Annotated in this window: 18 protein-coding genes and 1 pseudogene; 10 read left to right on the top strand and 9 right to left on the bottom strand. The window is 58.2% G+C overall.

The window, feature by feature from the left end:
- Window positions 1–54: 54 nt before the first annotated feature.
- On the top strand, window positions 55–954 hold the full coding sequence (locus tag ACR3EP_RS19955; protein ID WP_480639170.1) for a LysR family transcriptional regulator: 900 nt from the start codon (window positions 55–57) through the stop codon (window positions 952–954).
- A 4-nt stretch (window positions 955–958) separates the two neighbouring features.
- On the opposite strand, the gene ACR3EP_RS19950 is transcribed toward ACR3EP_RS19955, so the two are convergent.
- Window positions 959–1,660 carry a GntR family transcriptional regulator gene (locus ACR3EP_RS19950; protein ID WP_170351141.1) on the bottom strand — a complete coding sequence of 234 codons (702 nt, stop codon included), beginning with the start codon at window positions 1,658–1,660 and terminating at the stop codon, window positions 959–961.
- A 138-nt stretch (window positions 1,661–1,798) separates the two neighbouring features.
- Here ACR3EP_RS19950 and ACR3EP_RS19945 point away from each other — a divergent pair, with 138 nt between their 5' ends.
- Together ACR3EP_RS19945 and ACR3EP_RS19940 are read left to right on the top strand one after the other, a co-directional pair.
- Window positions 1,799–3,535, top strand: coding sequence for a thiamine pyrophosphate-binding protein (locus tag ACR3EP_RS19945; protein ID WP_480639169.1), 1,737 nt, complete (start codon window positions 1,799–1,801; stop codon window positions 3,533–3,535).
- A 110-nt stretch (window positions 3,536–3,645) separates the two neighbouring features.
- Complete coding sequence (locus ACR3EP_RS19940) at window positions 3,646–4,026, top strand: spike base protein, RCAP_Rcc01079 family (protein ID WP_480639168.1); 381 nt, start codon at window positions 3,646–3,648, stop codon at window positions 4,024–4,026.
- On the opposite strand, the gene ACR3EP_RS19935 is transcribed toward ACR3EP_RS19940, so the two are convergent.
- The 8 genes and pseudogenes from ACR3EP_RS19935 to ACR3EP_RS19900 form a co-directional block, all read right to left on the bottom strand.
- Complete coding sequence (locus ACR3EP_RS19935) at window positions 3,998–5,164, bottom strand: nucleotide sugar dehydrogenase (RefSeq protein ID WP_170379929.1); 1,167 nt, start codon at window positions 5,162–5,164, stop codon at window positions 3,998–4,000. The two genes, ACR3EP_RS19940 and ACR3EP_RS19935, sit on opposite strands and share 29 nt — an antisense overlap.
- 163 nt (window positions 5,165–5,327) lie before the next feature.
- Window positions 5,328–6,743, bottom strand: a complete 1,416-nt coding sequence (locus ACR3EP_RS19930; protein ID WP_170551231.1) for a polysaccharide biosynthesis/export family protein — start codon at window positions 6,741–6,743, stop codon at window positions 5,328–5,330.
- On the bottom strand, window positions 6,733–7,386 hold the full coding sequence (locus tag ACR3EP_RS19925) for a YjbF family lipoprotein (protein WP_480639167.1): 654 nt from the start codon (window positions 7,384–7,386) through the stop codon (window positions 6,733–6,735). The genes ACR3EP_RS19930 and ACR3EP_RS19925 overlap by 11 nt, the downstream gene beginning before the upstream one ends.
- Window positions 7,383–9,342: pseudogene (locus ACR3EP_RS19920) on the bottom strand (YjbH domain-containing protein). Before ACR3EP_RS19920 ends, ACR3EP_RS19925 begins: the two are co-directional and overlap by 4 nt.
- Window positions 9,343–9,793: 451 nt before the next feature.
- Window positions 9,794–10,018 (bottom strand): sugar transferase, encoded by a 225-nt coding sequence (locus ACR3EP_RS19915; RefSeq protein ID WP_480639166.1) that lies wholly within the window; start codon window positions 10,016–10,018, stop codon window positions 9,794–9,796.
- Window positions 9,936–10,112, bottom strand: coding sequence for a sugar transferase (locus ACR3EP_RS19910; protein WP_480639165.1), 177 nt, complete (start codon window positions 10,110–10,112; stop codon window positions 9,936–9,938). The genes ACR3EP_RS19915 and ACR3EP_RS19910 overlap by 83 nt, the downstream gene beginning before the upstream one ends.
- Window positions 10,052–10,282: a sugar transferase gene (locus ACR3EP_RS19905; protein WP_480639164.1), complete on the bottom strand. Its 231-nt coding sequence runs from the start codon at window positions 10,280–10,282 to the stop codon at window positions 10,052–10,054. The genes ACR3EP_RS19910 and ACR3EP_RS19905 overlap by 61 nt, the downstream gene beginning before the upstream one ends.
- Window positions 10,283–10,658: 376 nt before the next feature.
- Window positions 10,659–11,420: an IS5 family transposase gene (locus tag ACR3EP_RS19900; protein WP_480639163.1), complete on the bottom strand. Its 762-nt coding sequence runs from the start codon at window positions 11,418–11,420 to the stop codon at window positions 10,659–10,661.
- Window positions 11,421–11,847: 427 nt separating this feature from the next.
- Between ACR3EP_RS19900 and ACR3EP_RS19895 the strand changes: the two genes are divergently transcribed.
- The 7 genes from ACR3EP_RS19895 to ACR3EP_RS19865 all read left to right on the top strand — a co-directional run bounded on the left by ACR3EP_RS19895 (window position 11,848) and on the right by ACR3EP_RS19865 (window position 19,759).
- Window positions 11,848–12,930, top strand: a complete 1,083-nt coding sequence (locus tag ACR3EP_RS19895) for an MHYT domain-containing protein (protein WP_480639222.1) — start codon at window positions 11,848–11,850, stop codon at window positions 12,928–12,930.
- Window positions 12,931–13,070: 140 nt separating this feature from the next.
- Window positions 13,071–13,904: an FAD binding domain-containing protein gene (locus ACR3EP_RS19890; RefSeq protein WP_480639162.1), complete on the top strand. Its 834-nt coding sequence runs from the start codon at window positions 13,071–13,073 to the stop codon at window positions 13,902–13,904.
- Window positions 13,905–13,918: 14 nt separating this feature from the next.
- Window positions 13,919–14,413 carry a (2Fe-2S)-binding protein gene (locus tag ACR3EP_RS19885; RefSeq protein WP_093963851.1) on the top strand — a complete coding sequence of 165 codons (495 nt, stop codon included), beginning with the start codon at window positions 13,919–13,921 and terminating at the stop codon, window positions 14,411–14,413.
- A complete protein-coding gene (locus tag ACR3EP_RS19880; RefSeq protein WP_480639161.1) occupies window positions 14,410–16,827 on the top strand; it encodes an aerobic carbon-monoxide dehydrogenase large subunit in 2,418 nt (805 codons plus the stop codon). The genes ACR3EP_RS19885 and ACR3EP_RS19880 overlap by 4 nt, the downstream gene beginning before the upstream one ends.
- 53 nt (window positions 16,828–16,880) lie before the next feature.
- Entirely contained in the window at window positions 16,881–17,747 is an 867-nt protein-coding gene (locus ACR3EP_RS19875) for an AAA family ATPase (RefSeq protein ID WP_170551244.1), read from the top strand.
- Window positions 17,747–18,934: a vWA domain-containing protein gene (locus ACR3EP_RS19870; RefSeq protein ID WP_480639160.1), complete on the top strand. Its 1,188-nt coding sequence runs from the start codon at window positions 17,747–17,749 to the stop codon at window positions 18,932–18,934. Before ACR3EP_RS19875 ends, ACR3EP_RS19870 begins: the two co-directional genes overlap by 1 nt.
- A 12-nt stretch (window positions 18,935–18,946) precedes the next feature.
- Window positions 18,947–19,759, top strand: a complete 813-nt coding sequence (locus tag ACR3EP_RS19865) for an XdhC family protein (RefSeq protein WP_480639159.1) — start codon at window positions 18,947–18,949, stop codon at window positions 19,757–19,759.
- The last annotated feature ends 40 nt before the right edge of the window (window positions 19,760–19,799 follow it).

Below are 19,799 nucleotides of genomic sequence, written 5' to 3'. Positions count from 1 at the left end.
ACATGAGGTATTTTTATGTAAATAACACCACGACTCCCGAAAGGCGGATAAGCGTTGAAACTGCTCAGAAATACTCTGCTTGAAACCTTCGTGACCGTGGTCGAATGCGGTGGATTTACGGATGCGCAATACGCATTGGGCATTACGCAATCGGCGATCAGCATCCGAATCCGAGATCTGGAAACCGCGCTTGGTTATCGGATTTGCGAACGCGGCCGCGGCGGGTTTCGCCTGACCGAACGGGGCGAAATCGCCTATCGCAAAGCCGGAGACATTTTGCGCAGTGCCCGTGATTTCGACGCTGAATTGCTGGAATTGCGTGGGACCACTACTGGAGATCTGCGGATTGGCACCATTGATGCGGTCAATACACTGGCAGAGCTTAATCTGGCGCAGGTCCTTAAGCGGTTTCTCGACCGTCCCAACGAAGTGCAGCTAGAGGTGGTCGTCGCATCACCAACTGAGTTAACACAGAAGCTGATTACCGGTGATTTGCATGTTGCAATCGCCCCCTTCCGCAATCAGGTCCCAGAGCTGACATACACCGAACTGTGCCGGGAAGAGCATCGTTTGTACTGTGGGCAGGATCATCCCTTGTTTGACTTACCCGACGATCAGATTGATCTGGATGTAATCTCACAGCACCAAATTTGTCAGCGCTCCTACAACATTCTGGTGTCACCGGTGCTTCAGACTGCGCAGCCAAAAGCCACCGTGGCAAATATGGAAGCAATGGCGATGATGATTGAAACCGGTCACTTTTTGGGTCCGCTGCCGGTACACTTTATCAAAAACTGGGCCCACCGCGATCGACTCAGAGAGCTTGCGCCGGACAAGCTGAACTGGAACTCAACCTTTTACCTCGCAACACGGCCATCACTGGCCCATAGGAGGGCGGTTGAAATTCTGGTGCAAGACATCGTTAAATCCTGCAAGCGTGGTCAAGGGTCATAGCCGCTTAGGCATCGTCATCCACAAAGTAGATTTCGGCGAACGCTTTGGCGACGGCCTCAGTCGTCTCTTCTCGGCGGCGTTCGATGTGTTTTCGAATGGTATCGACTGCGATGCCTTCATCGCGGTCTGCAATATTTTGCATGATCATCAGGTGGCTGGGAATTTGGCTATTCGTCGTTTCAGCCCCACCATTCAAATACGCATTCTTTAGGTCGATCAGGCGAACGAACCGGATGCGCGCATTGAGGTTCTCAAGAATACGCACAAGTTCCTGATTTTTGGACCCCTTGGCAATGTCCACATGGAATTGCTCATCCAACTCCAACAACCGCCGGGGGTCTTCGCACTGGTCATATTCCCTCAAAACCCCACGCAATGTTTCCACCAATGCGGCCAGCTGACTATCCGAGGATTTGCGAATAGCCAGCCTCACAGCTTCCGTCTCAACCGCGATCCGGGCCTCATACAAGGAAAGAATCTGAGAGGGGCTAAGCGGACGGCAGAAAAATCCCCGCCTGGCCTGAAAGGTCAGGAACCCTTCGGCCACCAGCCGGTTCAGCGCTTCGCGTACAGGTGTCCGGCTGGTGCCAAAGCTTTTGGCCAGGGCAACCTCATTGATCTGGGATTCTGGTTTGAACTCAAAGTTCTCGGCCATCCTGCGCACAAGATCATAGACGCGACCAACACGATCTTCGGTTTTTGTCATCCGGTTTCCTCAAGTCAAAGATCAAGCTTGGGACTAACAGGTTTTTGCCGGGGTTTGAACTGAGTATTGACTGGTCGGCAATACTGTATAATCAATTGTCGACAATTAGAACAAGCGACTCACGAAACGGAGGTTCATGTGTTGAAACCGGCAGAATCCATGCGGATGAACGGCGCGCAGGTCATCATGAAGATGCTGGAGCTTCATGGTGTACGCCATGTGTTTGGCCTGCCCGGTGAAACGACAATCGGCTGGTACAAGGAATGGCGCGAACACAGCGATATCGAGTTTGTTCTGACACGGGACGAACGTACTGCTTCTTATGCGGCCGAAGCTTATGCCAAGATCACGGGTCGACCTTGTGTTCTTGAGGCCCCAAGCCCCGGCATCACTCACTGCACACCTGGTATCACCGAGGCGTTCCTCAGCTCGGTTCCAGTGATATTCTTCAGCTCGGACATCCCGATTAATCAGGACAAGAAACATGGGCTGACGGGTATTGATCAAACCAGGCTTTACGACAGTATCTGCAAGGAAAGCTTTGTTCTGACCAACGTCAAGGACATCCCTTTCCTGCTTCGCCGCGCCTTCCGTGTGGCAACGTCGGGGCGTCCTGCGCCCGTTCATATCCGGGTGCCGATCAACATTTACGGCGAAGAGGCTGAGATCAATGACCTTTACGCCGAGCCCGAGTACAGCCATTACCCGGCGCATCGCCCGGTCGCGGATCACAGCAAAATCCGCGCGGCCATTGATATTCTGATCAAAGCGAAAAATCCGGCCATTGTCTGCGGTCAGGGGGGGCTGATCTCCAAAGCGTCACACGTGATTCTAGAGCTGGCTGAGCTGCTGCAAATCCCGGTCGGCACCACCACACCGGGCAAGGGCACCATTCCCGAAGACCATCCGCTGGCCCTGCGTGTGATTGGTGGCCGGGGTGGTATGGAATATTCCAATCAATACGTCCACGACGCCGACACGATCTTTTTCATCGGCTCAAACACCGACAGCGCCGCCACCGATCATTGGAAACTGTATGGCGATCCAAACACAAAGACGTTCCTGCATTTGGACATAGCCGAAGCCCATATCGGGAACAATTTTCCGGTGCAGGTCGGCTTGGTAGGCGATGCGCGCGCCAGCCTTGAATATATGGTTGAACTCATCCGGTCCGAATACCCTGACCTGGATCGGCCCAAGGTCGATCTGAACCCGTTCAAGAAAACCGCGCTCGACAAGGTCTTCAACTCCAACATCCCCATGCCCGAAGGCACCTTGTCACCTGTTCGGCTATCGCAGGTGCTGGACAAGATCATGCCCGATGATGCCGTGGTCACCTCAGAGCCGGGCGTCAGCGCGATTTACCCTTCGGCGCTGCTGACCTTCCGCAAACCCGGGCGGCGGTACATTACCAATTATTCGATGGGGGCTTTGGGATACTCGGTGCCGGCCTGTATAGGGGCCGCCTATGCCAATGACGGACCAGTGATTTCATTCACCGGAGATGGGTCCTTTGGGTTTGTGATCGGAGATATGGAAACGCTCAAACGATCAGGCAGGAACGTGACTGTGATCCTGACACGCAACGATACATTTGGCTGGATTCGAGGTGAAGCGATCCTTCTTGAAGATGTCGACGAACCTTGGAGCACCGATTTCGGTGCAGTCGACTATGTCAAAGTGGCAGAAGGCTTCGGATTCAAAACGGCTCGCATCACCTCAGAGGCTGATATCGAGCCGATCCTGTCGGATGCCATAGCCAACCCAGGGGCAAATTTCATCGAGATCATGGTGCCATCGCAAGACAAAATCATTCCGTTTGTTCCTAACTGGGTTCGTGCTGCCCGTAAAAAGAACCTTCCGTATTTCTATTGAGGCTGGGCTATTGCATCTCTTTTGGCCGTTCCGTTCGGTGTGTTTTGGTTTTGTTAGTTGTGTTTTGTTTAAGGTGTTTCTGATTGAGATGACTGAGTGAGGTTGGGCTGATGAGCATGAACCCTTTTATCAATCGCGTTTCCAGCCTTTCGGGGCCTGCGCGTGATGTTTTGCCTGTTGCGCCGTCGGATGTGGCGGATTTGTCGGATGTGGCGATTGGTCTTTATGTTGAGGGGGGCGGGGCCGTGGTGATGACCACGGTGCGAGGGGAGACGCGCACCGTTCAGGTGACGGATTTTCGATCCTGCCGGTGGGGTTACGCGTGTGCATGCGACCGGCACGACGGCGTCGGGCATTCATGCGCTTGTGCTGACGTAAGGTATCCGCCGTTCACGGCGCACAGCCCTGCCACCGGACTTCCGGCGGCGGGGTTTTTGTATTCTCAAAACCCCTCTGTCGGGATCAGTCCGCGCCAAACAGATCGCGTGTGAAGACCTTGTCGCTGACATCGCGGATCTCGTCCGAGATGCGGTTGGCGAGGATCAGGTCGGCCTGCTGCTTGAAGGCGTCAAGATCGCGGATCACCGGTGAGTGGAAGAAATGATCCTCGCTCAAAACCGGTTCATAGACGATGACCTGGATGCCCTTGGCCTTGATCCGCTTCATGATGCCCTGAACCGAGCTTTGGCGGAAATTGTCGCTGCCTTCTTTCATCACCAGCCGGTAGATGCCGACGGTTTTGGGCCCTTTCATCAGAATCTGATCGCTGAGGAAATCCTTGCGGGTGCGGTTGGCATCGACGATGGCGCGGATCAGGTTCTGCGGCACATGGTTGTAATTGGCCAACAGCTGTTTGGTATCTTTGGGCAGGCAATAGCCGCCATATCCGAACGAGGGGTTGTTGTAATGCGCGCCGATGCGCGGGTCGAGGCTGACGCCTTCGATGATCTGGCGCGGGTCCATGCCGCCGGCCAGGGAATAGCTGTCGAGCTCGTTGAAAAAGGCCACGCGCATGGCAAGGTAGGTATTGGCGAACAGCTTGATCGCCTCGGCCTCGTCGGGGTCGGTGAACAACACCGGCGCATCTTTTGAGACTGCTCCTTCCAGCAGCAGCTCGGCAAAGGCCTTGGCCCGGTCCGAGCGTTCGCCGACGATGATCCGGCTGGGATGCAGGTTGTCGTGCAGCGCCTGCCCCTCGCGCAGAAACTCTGGCGAGAAGATCACATTGTCGGTGCCAAACCGCGCGCGGGCATCGGTGACAAAGCCCACGGGGATGGTGGATTTGATCACGATGACAGCATCGGGGTTCACTCTGGTGACCTGGTCGATCACCGTATCGACCGAGCTGGTGTCGAAATAGTTGCTGCGCGGATCATAATTGGTCGGGGTGGCCACAACGACAAAATCTGCCCCGCCAAACGCGGCTTCGGGATCGGTGGTGGCGGTCAGGTTCAGCGTTCGGTTGGTCAGGAAGTCGGTGATATCGGCATCCTGGATCGGGCTTTCGCGCTGGTTGAGCATGTCCACGCGCGCGGCGGACACATCCAGGGCAACAACGTCGTGGTTTTGCGCCAGCAGCACGGCGTTGGACAAGCCAACATAGCCAATCCCGGCAATCGCGATCTTCATATCTTGGTTCCTTGTGTACCCAGGGTCGGCACGCCCGGTGCGATCATAATCGTGTTTTTGGTGTGTGATAAGCTTTTGAAAGACGTGAAGGCAATGATCCGGCCCGGGCGGCCAGCGCGCGCTTGTGTTGATTGAGCGCGATGGCGGTGCCCGGGTGGGTGTCTTAATTTACCGCGGCATTGATTGGCGTCGTGACAAGGGATGGGGTGATCTGGCTGATGGTGCGGCCCCATTTTGTGACAGGGTTTTCCGCGATGAAAATGATGTCGTTTGAGCGCAGCTGGAATTGCGCGGCCAGGGTCAGCTGTGCGGCGTTGCGGATATCAAGGTGCCAGGCGGTGACGGCGCCGAACTCGCGGGCGTCGGTTGCGGCGCGCAGCACATAAACCTCCGATGCGTCGCCGGTTTCCTTGGCGATGCCGCCGCCGGTGTCGAACAGCGCATCGGCCAGGGTGGCCGCGTGGTTGAACGGCAGGGCATAGCGGCCCTGGGTGCGGACCTCGCCGGACAGGTAGACATAATCGCGATCGACCGCATCCAGTTCGATGGACTGAACAAAGTTGTTGCGGCGCTCATCCAGATCGGCACGGCGCAGATTGACGGCCACGTTCAGCTCTTGCAGGGCGGTCTGGCGGCCTTCCAGCACGGTCTCGCGCAGGGCGATCTGCTGGGCAAAGAAGCGCTCGGCCCGGTCCAGATCATAGTCGGTATCGACAAAGACCGAGTCATCGGCGATCAGGTTGAGGTTCTGCAAGGCGGTGCGCGCATACAGATCTTCCAGCGGGATCTGATACATCTGCCCGTCGCGGTAGATGCGCACCGAGGAATTGTCGATATCGCTGACCGAGACCGACCCGGCGGCCGACAGCGCCTCGCCCAGGGTCAGCTGGGTCAGGGTGATGGGCTGGATGCCGGGCTGGCCGACGGCGCCGCCGACCGAGACGCGGCGGGAATTGAACTCGGCAATTTCCAGGCTGAAGGTGGGGTCGATCTGGTTTTCCACCAGACGCTGGAACAGCAGCGCCTCGGCCTCATCCACGGTCAGGCCGACCAGCCGCACGCGGCCGACATCGGGGATGTTGATCGAGCCGTCATCCTGCACGGTATAGCCGTTGCGGCTGTTCTGCGCGGCCAGCAGGCCCGACAGCTCTCCGGCGGTGCCTTGGGTGGATGGCGTGGACAGCACCAGCACGTCGCCGATGCCAATGGTGTAGGGGCCGGGGTTCACTTGCGGTGGCGGGTCCAGCTGCAGCCCGGCGCGTGATCCGTCCTGGGTCGAGGGCGCCTCGGGCAGGGGGCCGGTGCCGCGCAAGCTGGTGGAGGAGCCGGAGCCTGCCGACAGACCAAACACCGAAGGCAGGGTTTTGGGCGCATAAGGCGAGCGGTTGGCCACCAGCACGGTCTCGGGCGTGACCGGCACGACACGGACCTTGCCGGCATCCGACACGCCTGCGGTCACCGAGGGGCTGCGGTAGATGGTTGAACATCCGGCGATCAGGCCGCTCAGGGCCAGCGCACTGAGAAGAAGGGGGAAATGGCGCACGCGCTGTCCTTTGCTGTTCAAAATCTCAACTCTCATCGGGCACCACCTTTATGACCATGTTGCCCAGGAAATCGCCGGTCCATTGCGAAGACTGGACGATGCGGCCGGTGCTGTCCTGCACCCAGTAAATGTTGCTGAAGGTCTCGGCCACCCCATAGCAATCCTCTTGCCGCTTTTGCGCGGCAACGGGCGTGCCCTGCAACACCACCGGGTCAGACCCCAACGGGGTGATCCGGCAGCGATAGGCGTGCAGCTCGATCTCGTCATTGCCGTTGAGAAAGCTGTGGAACCGCTCGGCCAGGCCCGAACCGCCGCTCAGGACCAGCGCCGCGCTCTGGCTGACATCCGATCCGGCCAGACCGCCGCCGAACCCCTTGGCCGAGGTCAGCAACCCCTGATCCAGCGTGATGGTGGCGCCATCCGCACTCAGCCAGGTCTGTACCCCGGCGCGCTCGGTCTCAAGCAGCATGACCCCGGCCAGATCGCGGGCGGGAAAGCCGACTTCAAGCCGCGGCGGGATCGGGCGGCGCGCGGCCAGCGCCTGCGCGCGCGGATGGAACCGGGGCGCATTGGGAAACAGCGCCCCCTTCAGCAGATCGACATCTTCCTGCGCGTCGCCGCAGGAGATCAGCATCAGGGCCAGCAGGGCCAGCAGGGCAGGGCGGCGCAGGGCTGTCATCGCCAGAACCTCCCCCAGCCGCGCGACAGGTCCTGCGCGCGGGCCTCGCGGGTGACGCCATAGAGCCGGTTGCGCACATGCAGTCGCGCGCCGCCATCGCGCAGAACGGGGCGGATGGTTTGGGCGATCTTGTTGCGCGACGGGCGCCCGGTCAGCCACTAGACCGGGATCTCCAGCCGGATGCCCTTGTCGAACGAGCCTTCGCCAAACTCCTCGGAACTGACATTGGTCAGGGTAAAGAAGGCCCCCACCTTGAAGCCGTTGTTAAACTCGCGATCCAGCGTGAAGGTGGCGCCATAATCGCCCGCCAGGTAACGCCCGACATCGACCTGCGCGTGATATTCGCCCGGCAGATCGTAATAGGCCGAGACATGCCCGGTGGCGACGGAATAATCCTGAAAGCCGAACAGCACGTCGAAATCGCGTTGCACCGCATAATTGGCCTCGGCCCCCAGCGCCAGGCGGCTGTTGCTGGGATACCACAGCAGTTCCGCCGACAGCCCGCCGAACATGGTCTCGAGATAGCCCAGCGTGGTGCGGGCATAAAGGTTCGTGCCCGGCCGCCACAGATACTCGCCGGTCATATGTTCGATCCGCAGGTTGGATTCACGGGCATAGATCGCCCAGTCTGAGCGCACATGCGGCAGCGGTGAATCCGAGACCCGGGTGCTGTCATCCAGCGTGCTGAGGATCGGCAACCGCAGCCCGGTTGACAGGGTGAAGCCCGGCGAAAGCGTGTAATCCAGCCCCAGCGCGGCGCCCACCTCGTATCGCAGCGGGTCGTCGGGGTCGAAGAAGGAAAAGTTCAGATACGGCCCGAACCGGTAGGAGAAATGCGGGTAAGCATCCGTAAGAATGCCGCCCTGTACCAGCGGCAGCGTGTCCGACACCTCGGCCCGGGCAAAGCTGCGCCAGGCACTGTCGGGGTCGTGTTCCAGCTCATACAGGTCGTCGCGATTGACCCGCACCGCGCTCAGCGGCACGCCGTTCGACATCAAAGCGATGTCGAAATGCTCGGTCTGGGCGGGTTCTTCATTGCCCAGCACGCGGGCGGCACGCCCCAACGCCTGGGCGGCCTGACCATAGGTGGTGTTCTCGACCCCGACCTGAACCGTATCGCCGGTCTCCGACAGATAGACCAGCCGCAACCCTTCCTGCGCCAGCGCGGCCTGCATCCGGGACCGGATGTCGCCGGTCGCGCGGTCCGCTGTTGTGGCAGCGGTCTGGGATCTGGGCTGCAACGGCGGTGGCGCGGCACCTTGTCCGCCCGGCGCCACCGATTTGCGCGGGTCGACGAAATAGCTCAGCGTCAGCCCCAGCGTGGAGCCATAAAGATAAGATGTGGTCAGCTGCGTGCCATTGTCGAACCGGTACTGGACCCCGACATTGATCGGGGATCTGACCCGGAAACTGTCGTTGACCGCTTCCTGGCTGTACAGATCGGGGGAATACTCGGCCAGAAAGGTCAGCCGGTCATTATATTGCCAGCTGGCGCCCCCAAACAGCGCCGCATCGCCACGGAACCAGTTGCCGAATTCCAGCTCACCGCCCTGACCGTTCGAATTTGGCGGCGGCCGGGTGTCGAACCGGCTGCCAAACACACCCAGCGGGTTCGAAAACGCGCCCCGCCCCGCCATGCGGCCCCAGCCGATGCCACCGGTCAGCTTGAGCCGGTCCTGAAAGGTCTTGGTGGCCACAAAATACTCGGCGGCATAGACGCCGGTACCGCCAAAATCGCGCAGCCCCATCACGATGGCCGGGCTGGCTTTCCTCGCGCAACCGGAAATGGATGTCAAAGCTGCGGTCATACCGGGTGGTGTCGGGCCCATCCAGCCTGTCGATCACCGCATAGCGGAAGCTGCCATGCACCCAGGGCAGCATCTGGAACGTCATCGTCCCCCGCCCGCTATTGCGCAACCCCGCAGCGGTGAACACCAGCGCCCCGTCATCGAACATCTCGGCGGTCGGAATCTCAAGCAGGCCGGGTGTGCCATAGGTCGAAACAGACTGCGCCTGACCCATGCCCGCCGCACCCGCACATACCAACGCCAACAGGCTTCTCAACCTCAAAGACACCGCTCGAATCTTCACGTCAATCTATCGCTTTTCGATCGGCGCCTCACTAACAACTTTCAAAACAAACGTCCCGAAACAAACCGCCAAAAAATATCCACAAAACACCATGTGGCAATTCTGCAAAAGACAGTTTGATACCCATTTTTTAATTTTTTAAAACATTCTAAAGTTGAGTAGCACTTAAGTCATCTCCCCTTCGAAAAAGGGTAGAAGGTCATAGTTTCCTGACTTTCTTCAAGCTTGATTAGCTTGCCTGGTCTGCGGCAGGCGTCTCAGATTTTGATCGCTGGAAAATCTGGATCTTCCGAAAGCCTCTACCGACGGAGTTTGCTCAAGTTCCACTTCGGCGTAGCATGATCGAAATGGTGCGCCACACGATCCAAGCTTCCATGATCAGCCCGGTATTTGCGATGTAGTACAGATCTGCCTGTACTTTTCGGCGTGTCGCATCTGTACCTTCGATATACCCAAGTTCAACCTGCGCCCAACCACTGATTCCGGGCGCACAAGGTGACGCGCTGGTATCCGGGTATAAGCGACATATATTCTCGGGCATGCTCGATGTAATCAGGCCGAGGGCCTATCAAGCTCATTTCACCTTTGAAAACATTGATAATTTGCGGTAGTTCATCAATGCGGGACTTGCGCAAGAAGAGACCAAGCTGGGTAATTCTGTCCTCTTCCAACGGGCAATTAGCACCCGTTCAATTTTCTTGGCCGGGCGCATGCTGCGAAACTTGTATGCTGTGAATGGTTTGCAGTTTTTCCCCATACGTACCTGAGAGAAAAATAGAGGCCCCTTGTTCCAAATTGGGTTCAAGACGAGCAGGACGATTCAAAAATCACCGCGAGGCAACAGAACAAATACGCTCAGGACAAGATCAAACGCACGTTTTGCCAAGGCAAAAGGACACCTGGCGCAGAGGCTGGAGTCCGCGCAAGGGCGGTGGATCCCCGAGATCGTGCTCGGGTAAGTTAAAATCAAACATAACTGCTCAAGAACCTTAAACTAATTATTGTTATACACGTTTAAAGAGAGCAACTCTCTTTGAACCGTTTATCAACCACTTCACGAGAGTGTCAATATATTTGAGTTAAATTTGCCTTAAGCCTTAAATGAATCGGATTCTACGGCGTCTGGTTCACCGTCTTACCGGACCACTTTAGATCTGTTTGAAGGGTCCTAGGGTCAGGACTCATAGCCAATAGATAACGAGTGCTGCGAGGGCGATTGCTGACAGGAAGACCTTCGGGCACCTGTCGTAGCGGGTTGCCACACGCCGCCAATCCTTCAACCTGCCGAACATGATCCCGATCCGGTTGCGCCGTTTGTAACGACGCTTGTCGTACTTAACCGGTTTCTTCCGCTTCTTCCGGCCAAGGATGCAGGCGCGCATCCCATTGTCTTTCAACGCTTCCCGGAACCAATCGGCATCATAGCCACGATCCCCGAGCAGCCAATCGACATCCGGCAGGCCGCTCAGCAGTGCCCGCGCACCAACGTAATCGCTGACCTGACCGGCGGTGATGAACAGGTTGAGCGGACGTCCCCGGCTGTCGCAGATGGCATGCAACTTGGTGTTCATGCCGCCTTTGGTGCGACCGATCAGGCGTCCACGCCCCATTTTTTGACGCCCAAACTGGTCGCGGTACGGTGGGCCTTCAGGTAGGTGGCATCGATCAATCACAGTCTTCTCCTCACCGTGTTTGGGAGCCAGACCGGCCATCATCCGGGCGAAGATGCCTTTGTCGCTCCACCGCTTCCAACGGTAATAGAGCGTCTTGTGTGGGCCATACGCCGAAGGGGCATCGCGCCATCTCAACCCATTGCGATTATTAATGAAGATAATGCCGCTCAACACACGTGGATCATCAACGCGTGGTTTGCCGTGGGACTTGGGGAAGAAAGGCTCAAGACGCGCCATCTGCGCATCCGTCAGCCAGAAAAGATCAGACATGGTCACCGCTCGATTTTCGAACCGTGAATCACGCAGCCAAGCGGAAATCAATGGGTCCTGACCCTAATTCGTGATCGCCCGGATAGGTCGGTAGCAGTAGGAGGCAGGCAAAATGTCTGCAGCGGCGAAGCTTGCCTGGACGCAACTTGAATGGAATGTACCGTAACCGCCACCTTTCATGTCTAGAACTGCAACCACTTTAACTAAGAGCGATCCCTCTTCAACCAGGACACGTCGTGCAGACACGTTCCGCCGCTGCTGCCGAATGGCGCGAACTCGGTGCCGGACACAGGACAGCTTTGCTAGCCTCACTGAGACTGAGTCGAATTCCTCTGCGCGTGCTACTGCAGTCCGGTCAGAGTAGATTGTGCCGGGAATTTCAGTTTGCTAACGTCGGACACGCGCTGGGGAGGGCGTGTACACCTATATGCTGGACTATTCGCACAACGCCTGGCTTGTCGCGGCCTCTTTGGCCGTTGCGCTGATGGCCGGATTTACCGGCCTTTATCTGACGCATGGCGCGTCCCGGCTGGATAGCCAGCGCCGCAAGCTTGTCGTTGCTCTGGCTGCGGTCATTCTGGGCGGCGGTATCTGGTCGATGCATTTCGTTGCCATGCTGGGCCTGCAACTGCCGATACTGTTTTACTACGACGCTCTGATCACTCTGATCTCTGCGCTTGTAGCGATCCTGATGGTTGGGCTGGCGCTGCTGTTGCTGCATTTCCGTCTGCGTACGCCTCAGACGATGATCGGATCGGGGGTGATTGTGGGGCTGGGCATCGTGGTGATGCACTACATTGGCATGGCGGGAATGCAGCTATGCCGCCCCGTATACAATGTTCTGGACGTAGCTCTGGCGACGTTGGCCTCGGTGATCTTGTCGGTCGCGGCTATTTGGGTTGCTTATGGCAACCGCACGCAACGCAATATTCTGCTGGGCACAGTTTGCTTTGGGTTGGCGGTTTTTACTATGCACTTTGTGGCGACCGGTCTGACCGACTTTGTGGCAAGTGACGCCGCCGGCGGTGCGGGGCCCGCGCTGGACAATCAGGTTCTGGCGATGGGCGTCACCGTTTCTGTTTTCCTGATCTGCGGAGCTTTTCTGCTGACCGGGATCTCGTTCATCGAACCGAAGGAAAAGCTGGCGCCCGAACGCACGCCGGAACCCGCAACCTTGCGCGCCGGTGTTCCGTTCGAGCGTGAAGGCCAGACATATTTCACGGAACCCGCCAGCGTTGCCGCCATCCGGGCCGAGGGGCATTATACTGTTCTCTATATGGGTGTTGAAAAACTATTCTGTCCTTGGTCGATCACCGAGGCCGAAAACCGCCTGAAACCAGACGGGTTTTTGCGCGCCCATCGCAGCTATTTGGTGAACCCCAAACACGTCTCTAGCTTTGAACGTCACAAGGACAACGGCACCTGTTATTTTGACGGGGTCGACGCGTTGACCAAAGTGCCGGTCAGCCGGTCCCGCCTGACGGATATTCGCGAGGCTCTAGGCCTCTGATCGCAGTTCATGCAGCCTATTCGCATTTCGTGAAACAAGCTGCGCGACCTGTTCCCGATCGCTGGAAGCCTTAAGTCACACGTTCTTTCCTACCTAGCAGGTTCCCCAAGGCACACCGCTTGGACCCAGGGAGGAAAAACATGATACCAGCCGGTTTTGAGTATCACCGGCCAGGCGACATCGCCACGGCCATCGGCGTTCTACAGGAACACGGAGACGAGGCGCGCGTCATTGCGGGCGGGCACAGCCTGATCCCGATGATGAAGCTGCGCATGGCCGAAATGAGCCACTTGGTCGATCTTCAGGCCATTGACGAATTGAAGGGCATCGAGATCGGAGCCGACTCCGTTTCGCTGGGCGCGATGGCGACCCAGCATGAACTGATCACGCATGACGGTCTGGCAGAGGCAATCCCGCTGATACGTGAGGCGGCGTTGCAGATCGCTGATCCACAGGTCCGCTACGTGGGCACTGTTGGAGGGAACGTTGCCAATGGTGATCCGGGCAACGACATGCCGGGGTTGATGCAGTGTCTGAATGCGACGTTCGAACTGTCCGGTCCTGACGGCGCCCGCAGTGTGGCGGCACGGGATTTCTATGAGGCCGCTTACTTTACTGCACGTGAGGATGAAGAAATCCTGACCCGGATTTCAATTCCGGTGCCGGGTGTGGGTGTAGGGCAGGCGTATGAAAAGCAGAAACGCAAGATCGGCGATTACGCGACAGCCGCGGCTGCGGTGATGGTTGGCAACGGACAGGCCTCGGTCGCGATGACCAACCTTGCGGACACGCCCATCTGGTCCGAAAGCGCAAGCAATGCGCTGGCCGACGGAGACGTCAACGGCTGCGTCGCCGCGATGCTCGACGCAATTGACCCGGTGGCTGACAACCGCGGTCCCATCGAATTCAAGAAACACGTGGCCGCCGTGATGCTGCGCCGCGCCATCGACCGTGCGCAAAGCCGTGCGAGTTGAGGGGAGGAACAACCATGTCAAAAATGCACGTAAAACTAACAGTGAACGGCAAACAGGTCGAAGGTCTGGCCGAGCCGCGCACGCTGTTGATCCACTTCCTGCGGGAAGATCTTAAAATCACCGGCCCTCATATCGGATGCGAAACCAGTCACTGTGGGGCCTGCACCGTGGATATTGATGGCAAGTCCGTCAAGTCCTGTACAACCTTTGTGGCGCAGGTGAACGGGGCCGATATCACAACCGTCGAAGGGCTGACCAATGACGATGGTAGCCTTGGCGTTTTGCAAGAGATGTTTCGCGAACATCACGGGTTGCAGTGCGGCTTCTGCACGCCGGGCATGATCACCCGCGCGCATCGTCTGCTGCAGGAAAACCCGAACCCAACCGAGGAAGAAATCCGCTTTGGTATGGCTGGCAACCTGTGCCGATGCACCGGATACCAGAACATCGTCAAGGCGATCTCGGCCTCAGCTGACATGCTGAACGCTCAGAAGGAGGCCGCGGAATGAACGATCAAACCATGACCCCCGAAGAACGCGCAGCCAATCTCAAAGGGATGGGAAGCTCGCGCAAACGCGTCGAGGATGTGCGCTTTACCCAAGGCAAGGGCAACTACGTCGATGACATCAAGCTGGACGGGATGCTGTTTGGCGCGTTTGTCCGCTCGCCCTATGCTCATGCCCGCGTTGTCAGTGTGAACAAAGAGGCCGCGTTGGCCGTGCCCGGCGTTGTTGCTGTGTTGACAGCCGAGGATCTGGCTCCGCTGGGTTTGCATTGGATGCCGACGCTGGCAGGTGACAAGCAAATGGTGCTGGCCGATGGCAAGGTTCTGTTCCAGGGCCAAGAAGTCGCCTATGTCGTTGCTGAAAATCGATACATCGCAGCGGATGCGGCAGAACTGGTCGAGGTTGACTACGAAGAACTGCCCGTTCTGACCGACCCGTTCGAGGCGCTGAAATCGGACGTTGTACTGCGTGAAGACCTTGCGGGTCAGACCGAGGGCGCCCATGGCCCGCGCAAGCATCACAACCACATTTTCACTTGGGAACAGGGCGACAAAGATGTGACGGAAGCCGTGCTGGGTGAGGCGGATGTCGTGGCCGAAGAGATGGTCTATTACCACCGGACCCACCCATGTCCGCTGGAGACCTGTGGCTGTGTGGCTTCGATGGATAAGGTGACCGGTAAGCTTACGCTTTATGGTACATTCCAGGCCCCGCACGCGATCCGAACCGTAGTGTCGCTGATCTCTGGTCTCGCCGAGCACAATATCCGGGTGATCAGCCCTGATATCGGCGGTGGCTTCGGTAACAAGGTTGGTGCCTATGCCGGCTATGTCTGCTCGGTCGTCGCCTCGATTGTCACCGGCCAACCGGTGAAATGGGTCGAGAATCGGATGGAAAACCTTATGTCTACCGCCTTTGCCCGCGACTACTGGATGCAGGGCAAGATCTCTGCGACCAAGGATGGCAAGATCACTGGTCTCTGGTGCCATACCACAGCAGATCATGGTGGATTTGACGCCTGTGCCGACCCAACGAAGTTCCCGGCCGGGTTCATGAACATCTGCACCGGGTCATATGACATCCCCACCGCTTATCTGGCTGTGGATGGGGTTTACACCAACAAGGCACCGGGCGGTGTCGCCTATCGTTGCTCGTTCAGGGTGACCGAGGCTGCGTATTTCATTGAGCGGATGATCGAGGTTCTGGCCATCAAGCTGAACATGGACGCGGCCGAGTTACGCCGGATCAACTTTATCCGCAAGGATCAGTTCCCATATCAGTCCGCGCTGGGATGGGAATATGACTCGGGTGACTATCACACCGCTTGGGACAAAGCGCTGAAGGCCGTGGACTATGATGGTCTGCGGGCGGAGCAGGCGCAACGGATCGAGGACTTCAAAGCCGGAAAGACCAGCAAACTGCTGGGCATCGGTCTGACGCATTTCACCGAAATCGTCGGGGCTGGACCAGTCAAGAACTGCGATATCCTTGGGTTGGGAATGTTCGACTCATGCGAAATCCGGATTCACCCAACCGGTTCCGCCATCGCACGGCTGGGGACGATCAGCCAAGGTCAGGGCCATGCTACGACTTTTGCGCAGATCATCGCTAGCGAGATCGGCCTGCCTGCCGATGACATCACGCTGGAAGAAGGTGACACTGATACCGCGCCTTATGGGCTTGGTACCTATGGGTCTCGGTCGACACCCGTGGCCGGCGCGGCAACGGCGATGGCCGCCCGCAAAATCCGCGCTAAGGCGCAGATGATCGCGGCTTACCTGCTTGAGGTCCATGACGACGACGTCGAATGGGACGTGGACCGGTTCTCAGTCAAAGGCGCGCCCGAACGGTTCAAGACCATGAAGGAAATCGCTTTCGCTGCCTACAATCAGGCGATCCCGGGGCTGGAACCCGGCCTTGAGGCTGTCAGCTACTATGATCCGCCCAATATGACCTACCCGTTTGGGGCCTATATCTGCGTCATGGAGATCGATGTGGATACCGGCGAATGGGAGGTCCGGCAGTTCTATGCGCTGGATGATTGCGGGACCCGGATCAATCCCATGATCATCGAAGGTCAGGTCCATGGCGGCGTGACCGAGGCGTTGGCCATCGCGATGGGTCAGGAAATCGCCTATGATGAGATGGGCAACGTCAAGACTGGTACGTTGATGGACTTCTTCTTGCCCACCGCGTGGGAGACGCCCAACTACACCACTGATCATACGGTGACGCCATCTCCGCATCACCCGATCGGTGCCAAGGGCGTGGGCGAGAGCCCGAATGTCGGCGGTGTGCCTGCGTTCTCGAACGCGGTGCATGATGCTTTCCGCCCATTTGGCCTTGTTCAAAGCCACATGCCGCATGATCACTGGCGCATCTGGAAGATCGCCAATGGTCTTGGAATGCACGGCTAACAGGAAAGGCCGTCGCGTCGAAACTCGGTGCGGCGGCAATCCGGGAGAATGGCATGAGCTTGCAGGATATACAGCAAGGCCTGGCCGAAGTGGGCTATGTTGCCGACGACCGATTGGCGATGGCGCTGCATCTGGCGCAGACCCTTGGGCGTCCGCTACTGTTGGAAGGGCCGGCTGGGGTTGGTAAAACCGAGGTCGCAAAGGCGTTGGCAGCACAGCGCGCCGCGCGGTTGATCCGGTTGCAATGCTATGAAGGGCTGGATGCCAGCCACGCGATTTATGAGTGGAACTACCAGCGCCAGTTGCTGGCTATTCGCGCAAGCGAGGCACAGGGTGGCACCAGCGAAGCGCAGCTGTTCAACGATGATTATCTGCTAAAGCGACCCTTGCTGGAAGCAATCAGCGAAGAAGAACCACCTGTTCTGCTGATTGATGAAATCGACAGGGCGGATGAGGAGTTTGAGGCCTATCTGCTCGAAATTTTGTCGGACTTTCAGATCACGATCCCTGAACTCGGCACCATCAAGGCGCGTTCGCGGCCCATCGTGATTCTGACGGCGAATGGCACTCGGGACCTGTCGGACGCGCTGCGGCGTCGGTGCCTGTATAGTTTCCTCGACTACCCATCCCGTGAAACGGAAATGGCGATCCTGAAAGCTCGCATGCCCGCAGTCGAAGGGCTGTTGGCGCGCCAGATTATTAGCGTTGTGCAGGCGCTGCGCAAAGAGGACTTGGAAAAGACCCCCGGCATCGCCGAGATGCTGGACTGGGCGGCCGCTCTTTCAGGGCTGGGCGTCAACGACATGGCGCAGTCCCGCAAAGACGTTCAGGCAACCCTTGTTTGTCTTTTGAAAACTGCAGCCGACTATGACGCAGCTCCGCCTGAAGTGATGGATCGCCTGATCGGAAAGGTGGCGTGATGCAGGTCACCCGCTTCCCCTCTCGCGCATCTGGTCTGTCGGATCGCATGTCCGGCTTCATCGAACATTTGCGTATGAACGGGATGCGAGTTGGTCCGGCTGAGACGGGGGACGCATTGGCTGCGCTGGCCGCGATTGAGGCAACGGATGTCAGGCAGGCCAAACAGGCGCTTTGCGTTTTGCTGGCAGGTGACGCTGACGATTGGCGGCGGTTCGATGACTTGTTCGAAGCTTATTGGTTCAATACCGGCAAGCAACGTACGGGAACCGCGCAATCAGCGCATGTGCGGGTTCAGTCCGCCAAACCGATGATCTGGCAGCAGGAAAGCCAGGTTACTCGGGAATCTGAGTCTGGCGCGGATCAGACCGCCGCACCTGATACCGGCGACGGTGAGGCCGAGGGGAGAGACGGGAAGCTGATTGCAACCCGTACGGCCAACCTGTCGCGCCGGGATTTGCGCGAGTTGATGGATGAAGACGCGCTGCGGCAGGCCGAGCAGGCTGCAACCGCCATCGCGCGCGCTATCCGCGACCGGCGCTCGCGCAGGCGCAAACAGACGCTGCGAGGACCTGCTTTGGATATGCGTCGCATACAGCGGGCCAGCCTTGCGCGGGGCGGAGAGCCAATGGACCTGTACCGTCGCGCCCGTCCGCCGCGCCCGATGCGTATTGTGGCGTTATGCGATGTTAGTGGATCGATGACGGTCTATTCGCGGGTTTTTCTGGCCTTCCTCAAGGGTCTGATCGGCAGTGGAACAGAGGCGGACGCCTATCTCTTCCACACCCGCCTGATGCGCGTCACGGATGCGCTGCGCGACCACGACACGCTGCGCGCAGCTGGCCGGTTATCACTCATGGCCGAAGGGTTCGGCGGCGGGACCGACATCTCGGGAAGCCTTGAGAGTTTTCTGAACGGATACGGTGCCCGCGCATTGAACGGGCGGACGATCGTATTGATACTCTCGGACGGTTATTGCAGCGCGTCGCCTGAGGCCCTGGGAGATGCTCTGGTTCGGATTCGGCGCAAGGCGCGGCGGATCGTCTGGCTGAATCCTCTTAAAGGATGGAAAAACTATCAGCCCATTGCTGCCGCTATGCAAGCTGCGGAGCCGTATCTGGATGCGCACTTACCGGCCAACACGCTCGACGCGCTGTCGGCGTTGGAACCCGAATTCCGAAAACTGTGAAAGGACACGGCTATGGCAGGTTTCGACATTTTCGACACGATTGAGGAGTTGCGTCAAAAGGGTGACGCCTTTTGCGTGGCAACTGTCCTTCGAACTGCCGACGCAACCTCGGCCAAGGCAGGTGGCAAGGCCGTGATCACGCGGGACGGGTGTATTTTTGGGCACCTGGGTGGAGCGTGCGTGCAGCGCGTCGTACGCGCATCGGCGCAGGAGGCACTTGCGGTTGGAATTCCGAAAATGATCCGCGTGAAACCTTCGGAAAAGGTAGTGGCGATGACAGATCCGGATGGTGTTGAGACCTTCAAAAGCGGTTGTCCTTCGGGCGGAACTGTCGACTTGTTGATCGAGCCGTATCAGCACGCTCCGCGCCTGATCATATTTGGAGACTCTCCGATTGCACACGCGCTTGCCGCGCACGCGGCGCTGACCGGATTGCGTGTTTGCTTGCCTGAAGGTTCAGAAAGCTCGGTGGAATTCATCGGTTTTGATCCCAATGACCTAAGCGCATTGGGGGTTGAACCACGCGATTTCGCGGTGGTAGCCTCACAGGGGAAGGGCGATGGTGCAGCGCTGAAATCTGCGCTTGAATCACCAGCACGACGCGTTTCGATGGTCGCGAGCCACCGAAAGGCCAAGGTGTTGTGCGAGAGGTTGGAAGTGCAGGGAATGACCGTCGAGCAGACCAGTCGGCTTAAGTCACCGGCCGGTCTGGATATCCATGCAATCGACCCGCACGAAATCGCCCTTTCGATCCTCGCCGAGATCATCCTCTGGCGGAATTCAGACAATTCCAAGGAGACATCGCATGATGAAAAAATGGCGTAAATGGTTGCAGTCCTTTCGGACTGTGAAGCCGGAACAGACC

It is taken from the genome of Ruegeria sp. BB10 (assembly GCF_056535725.1).
The sequence above is the reverse complement of the archived record's forward strand: the minus strand, read 5'-3'. Positions and strand labels throughout refer to the sequence as shown.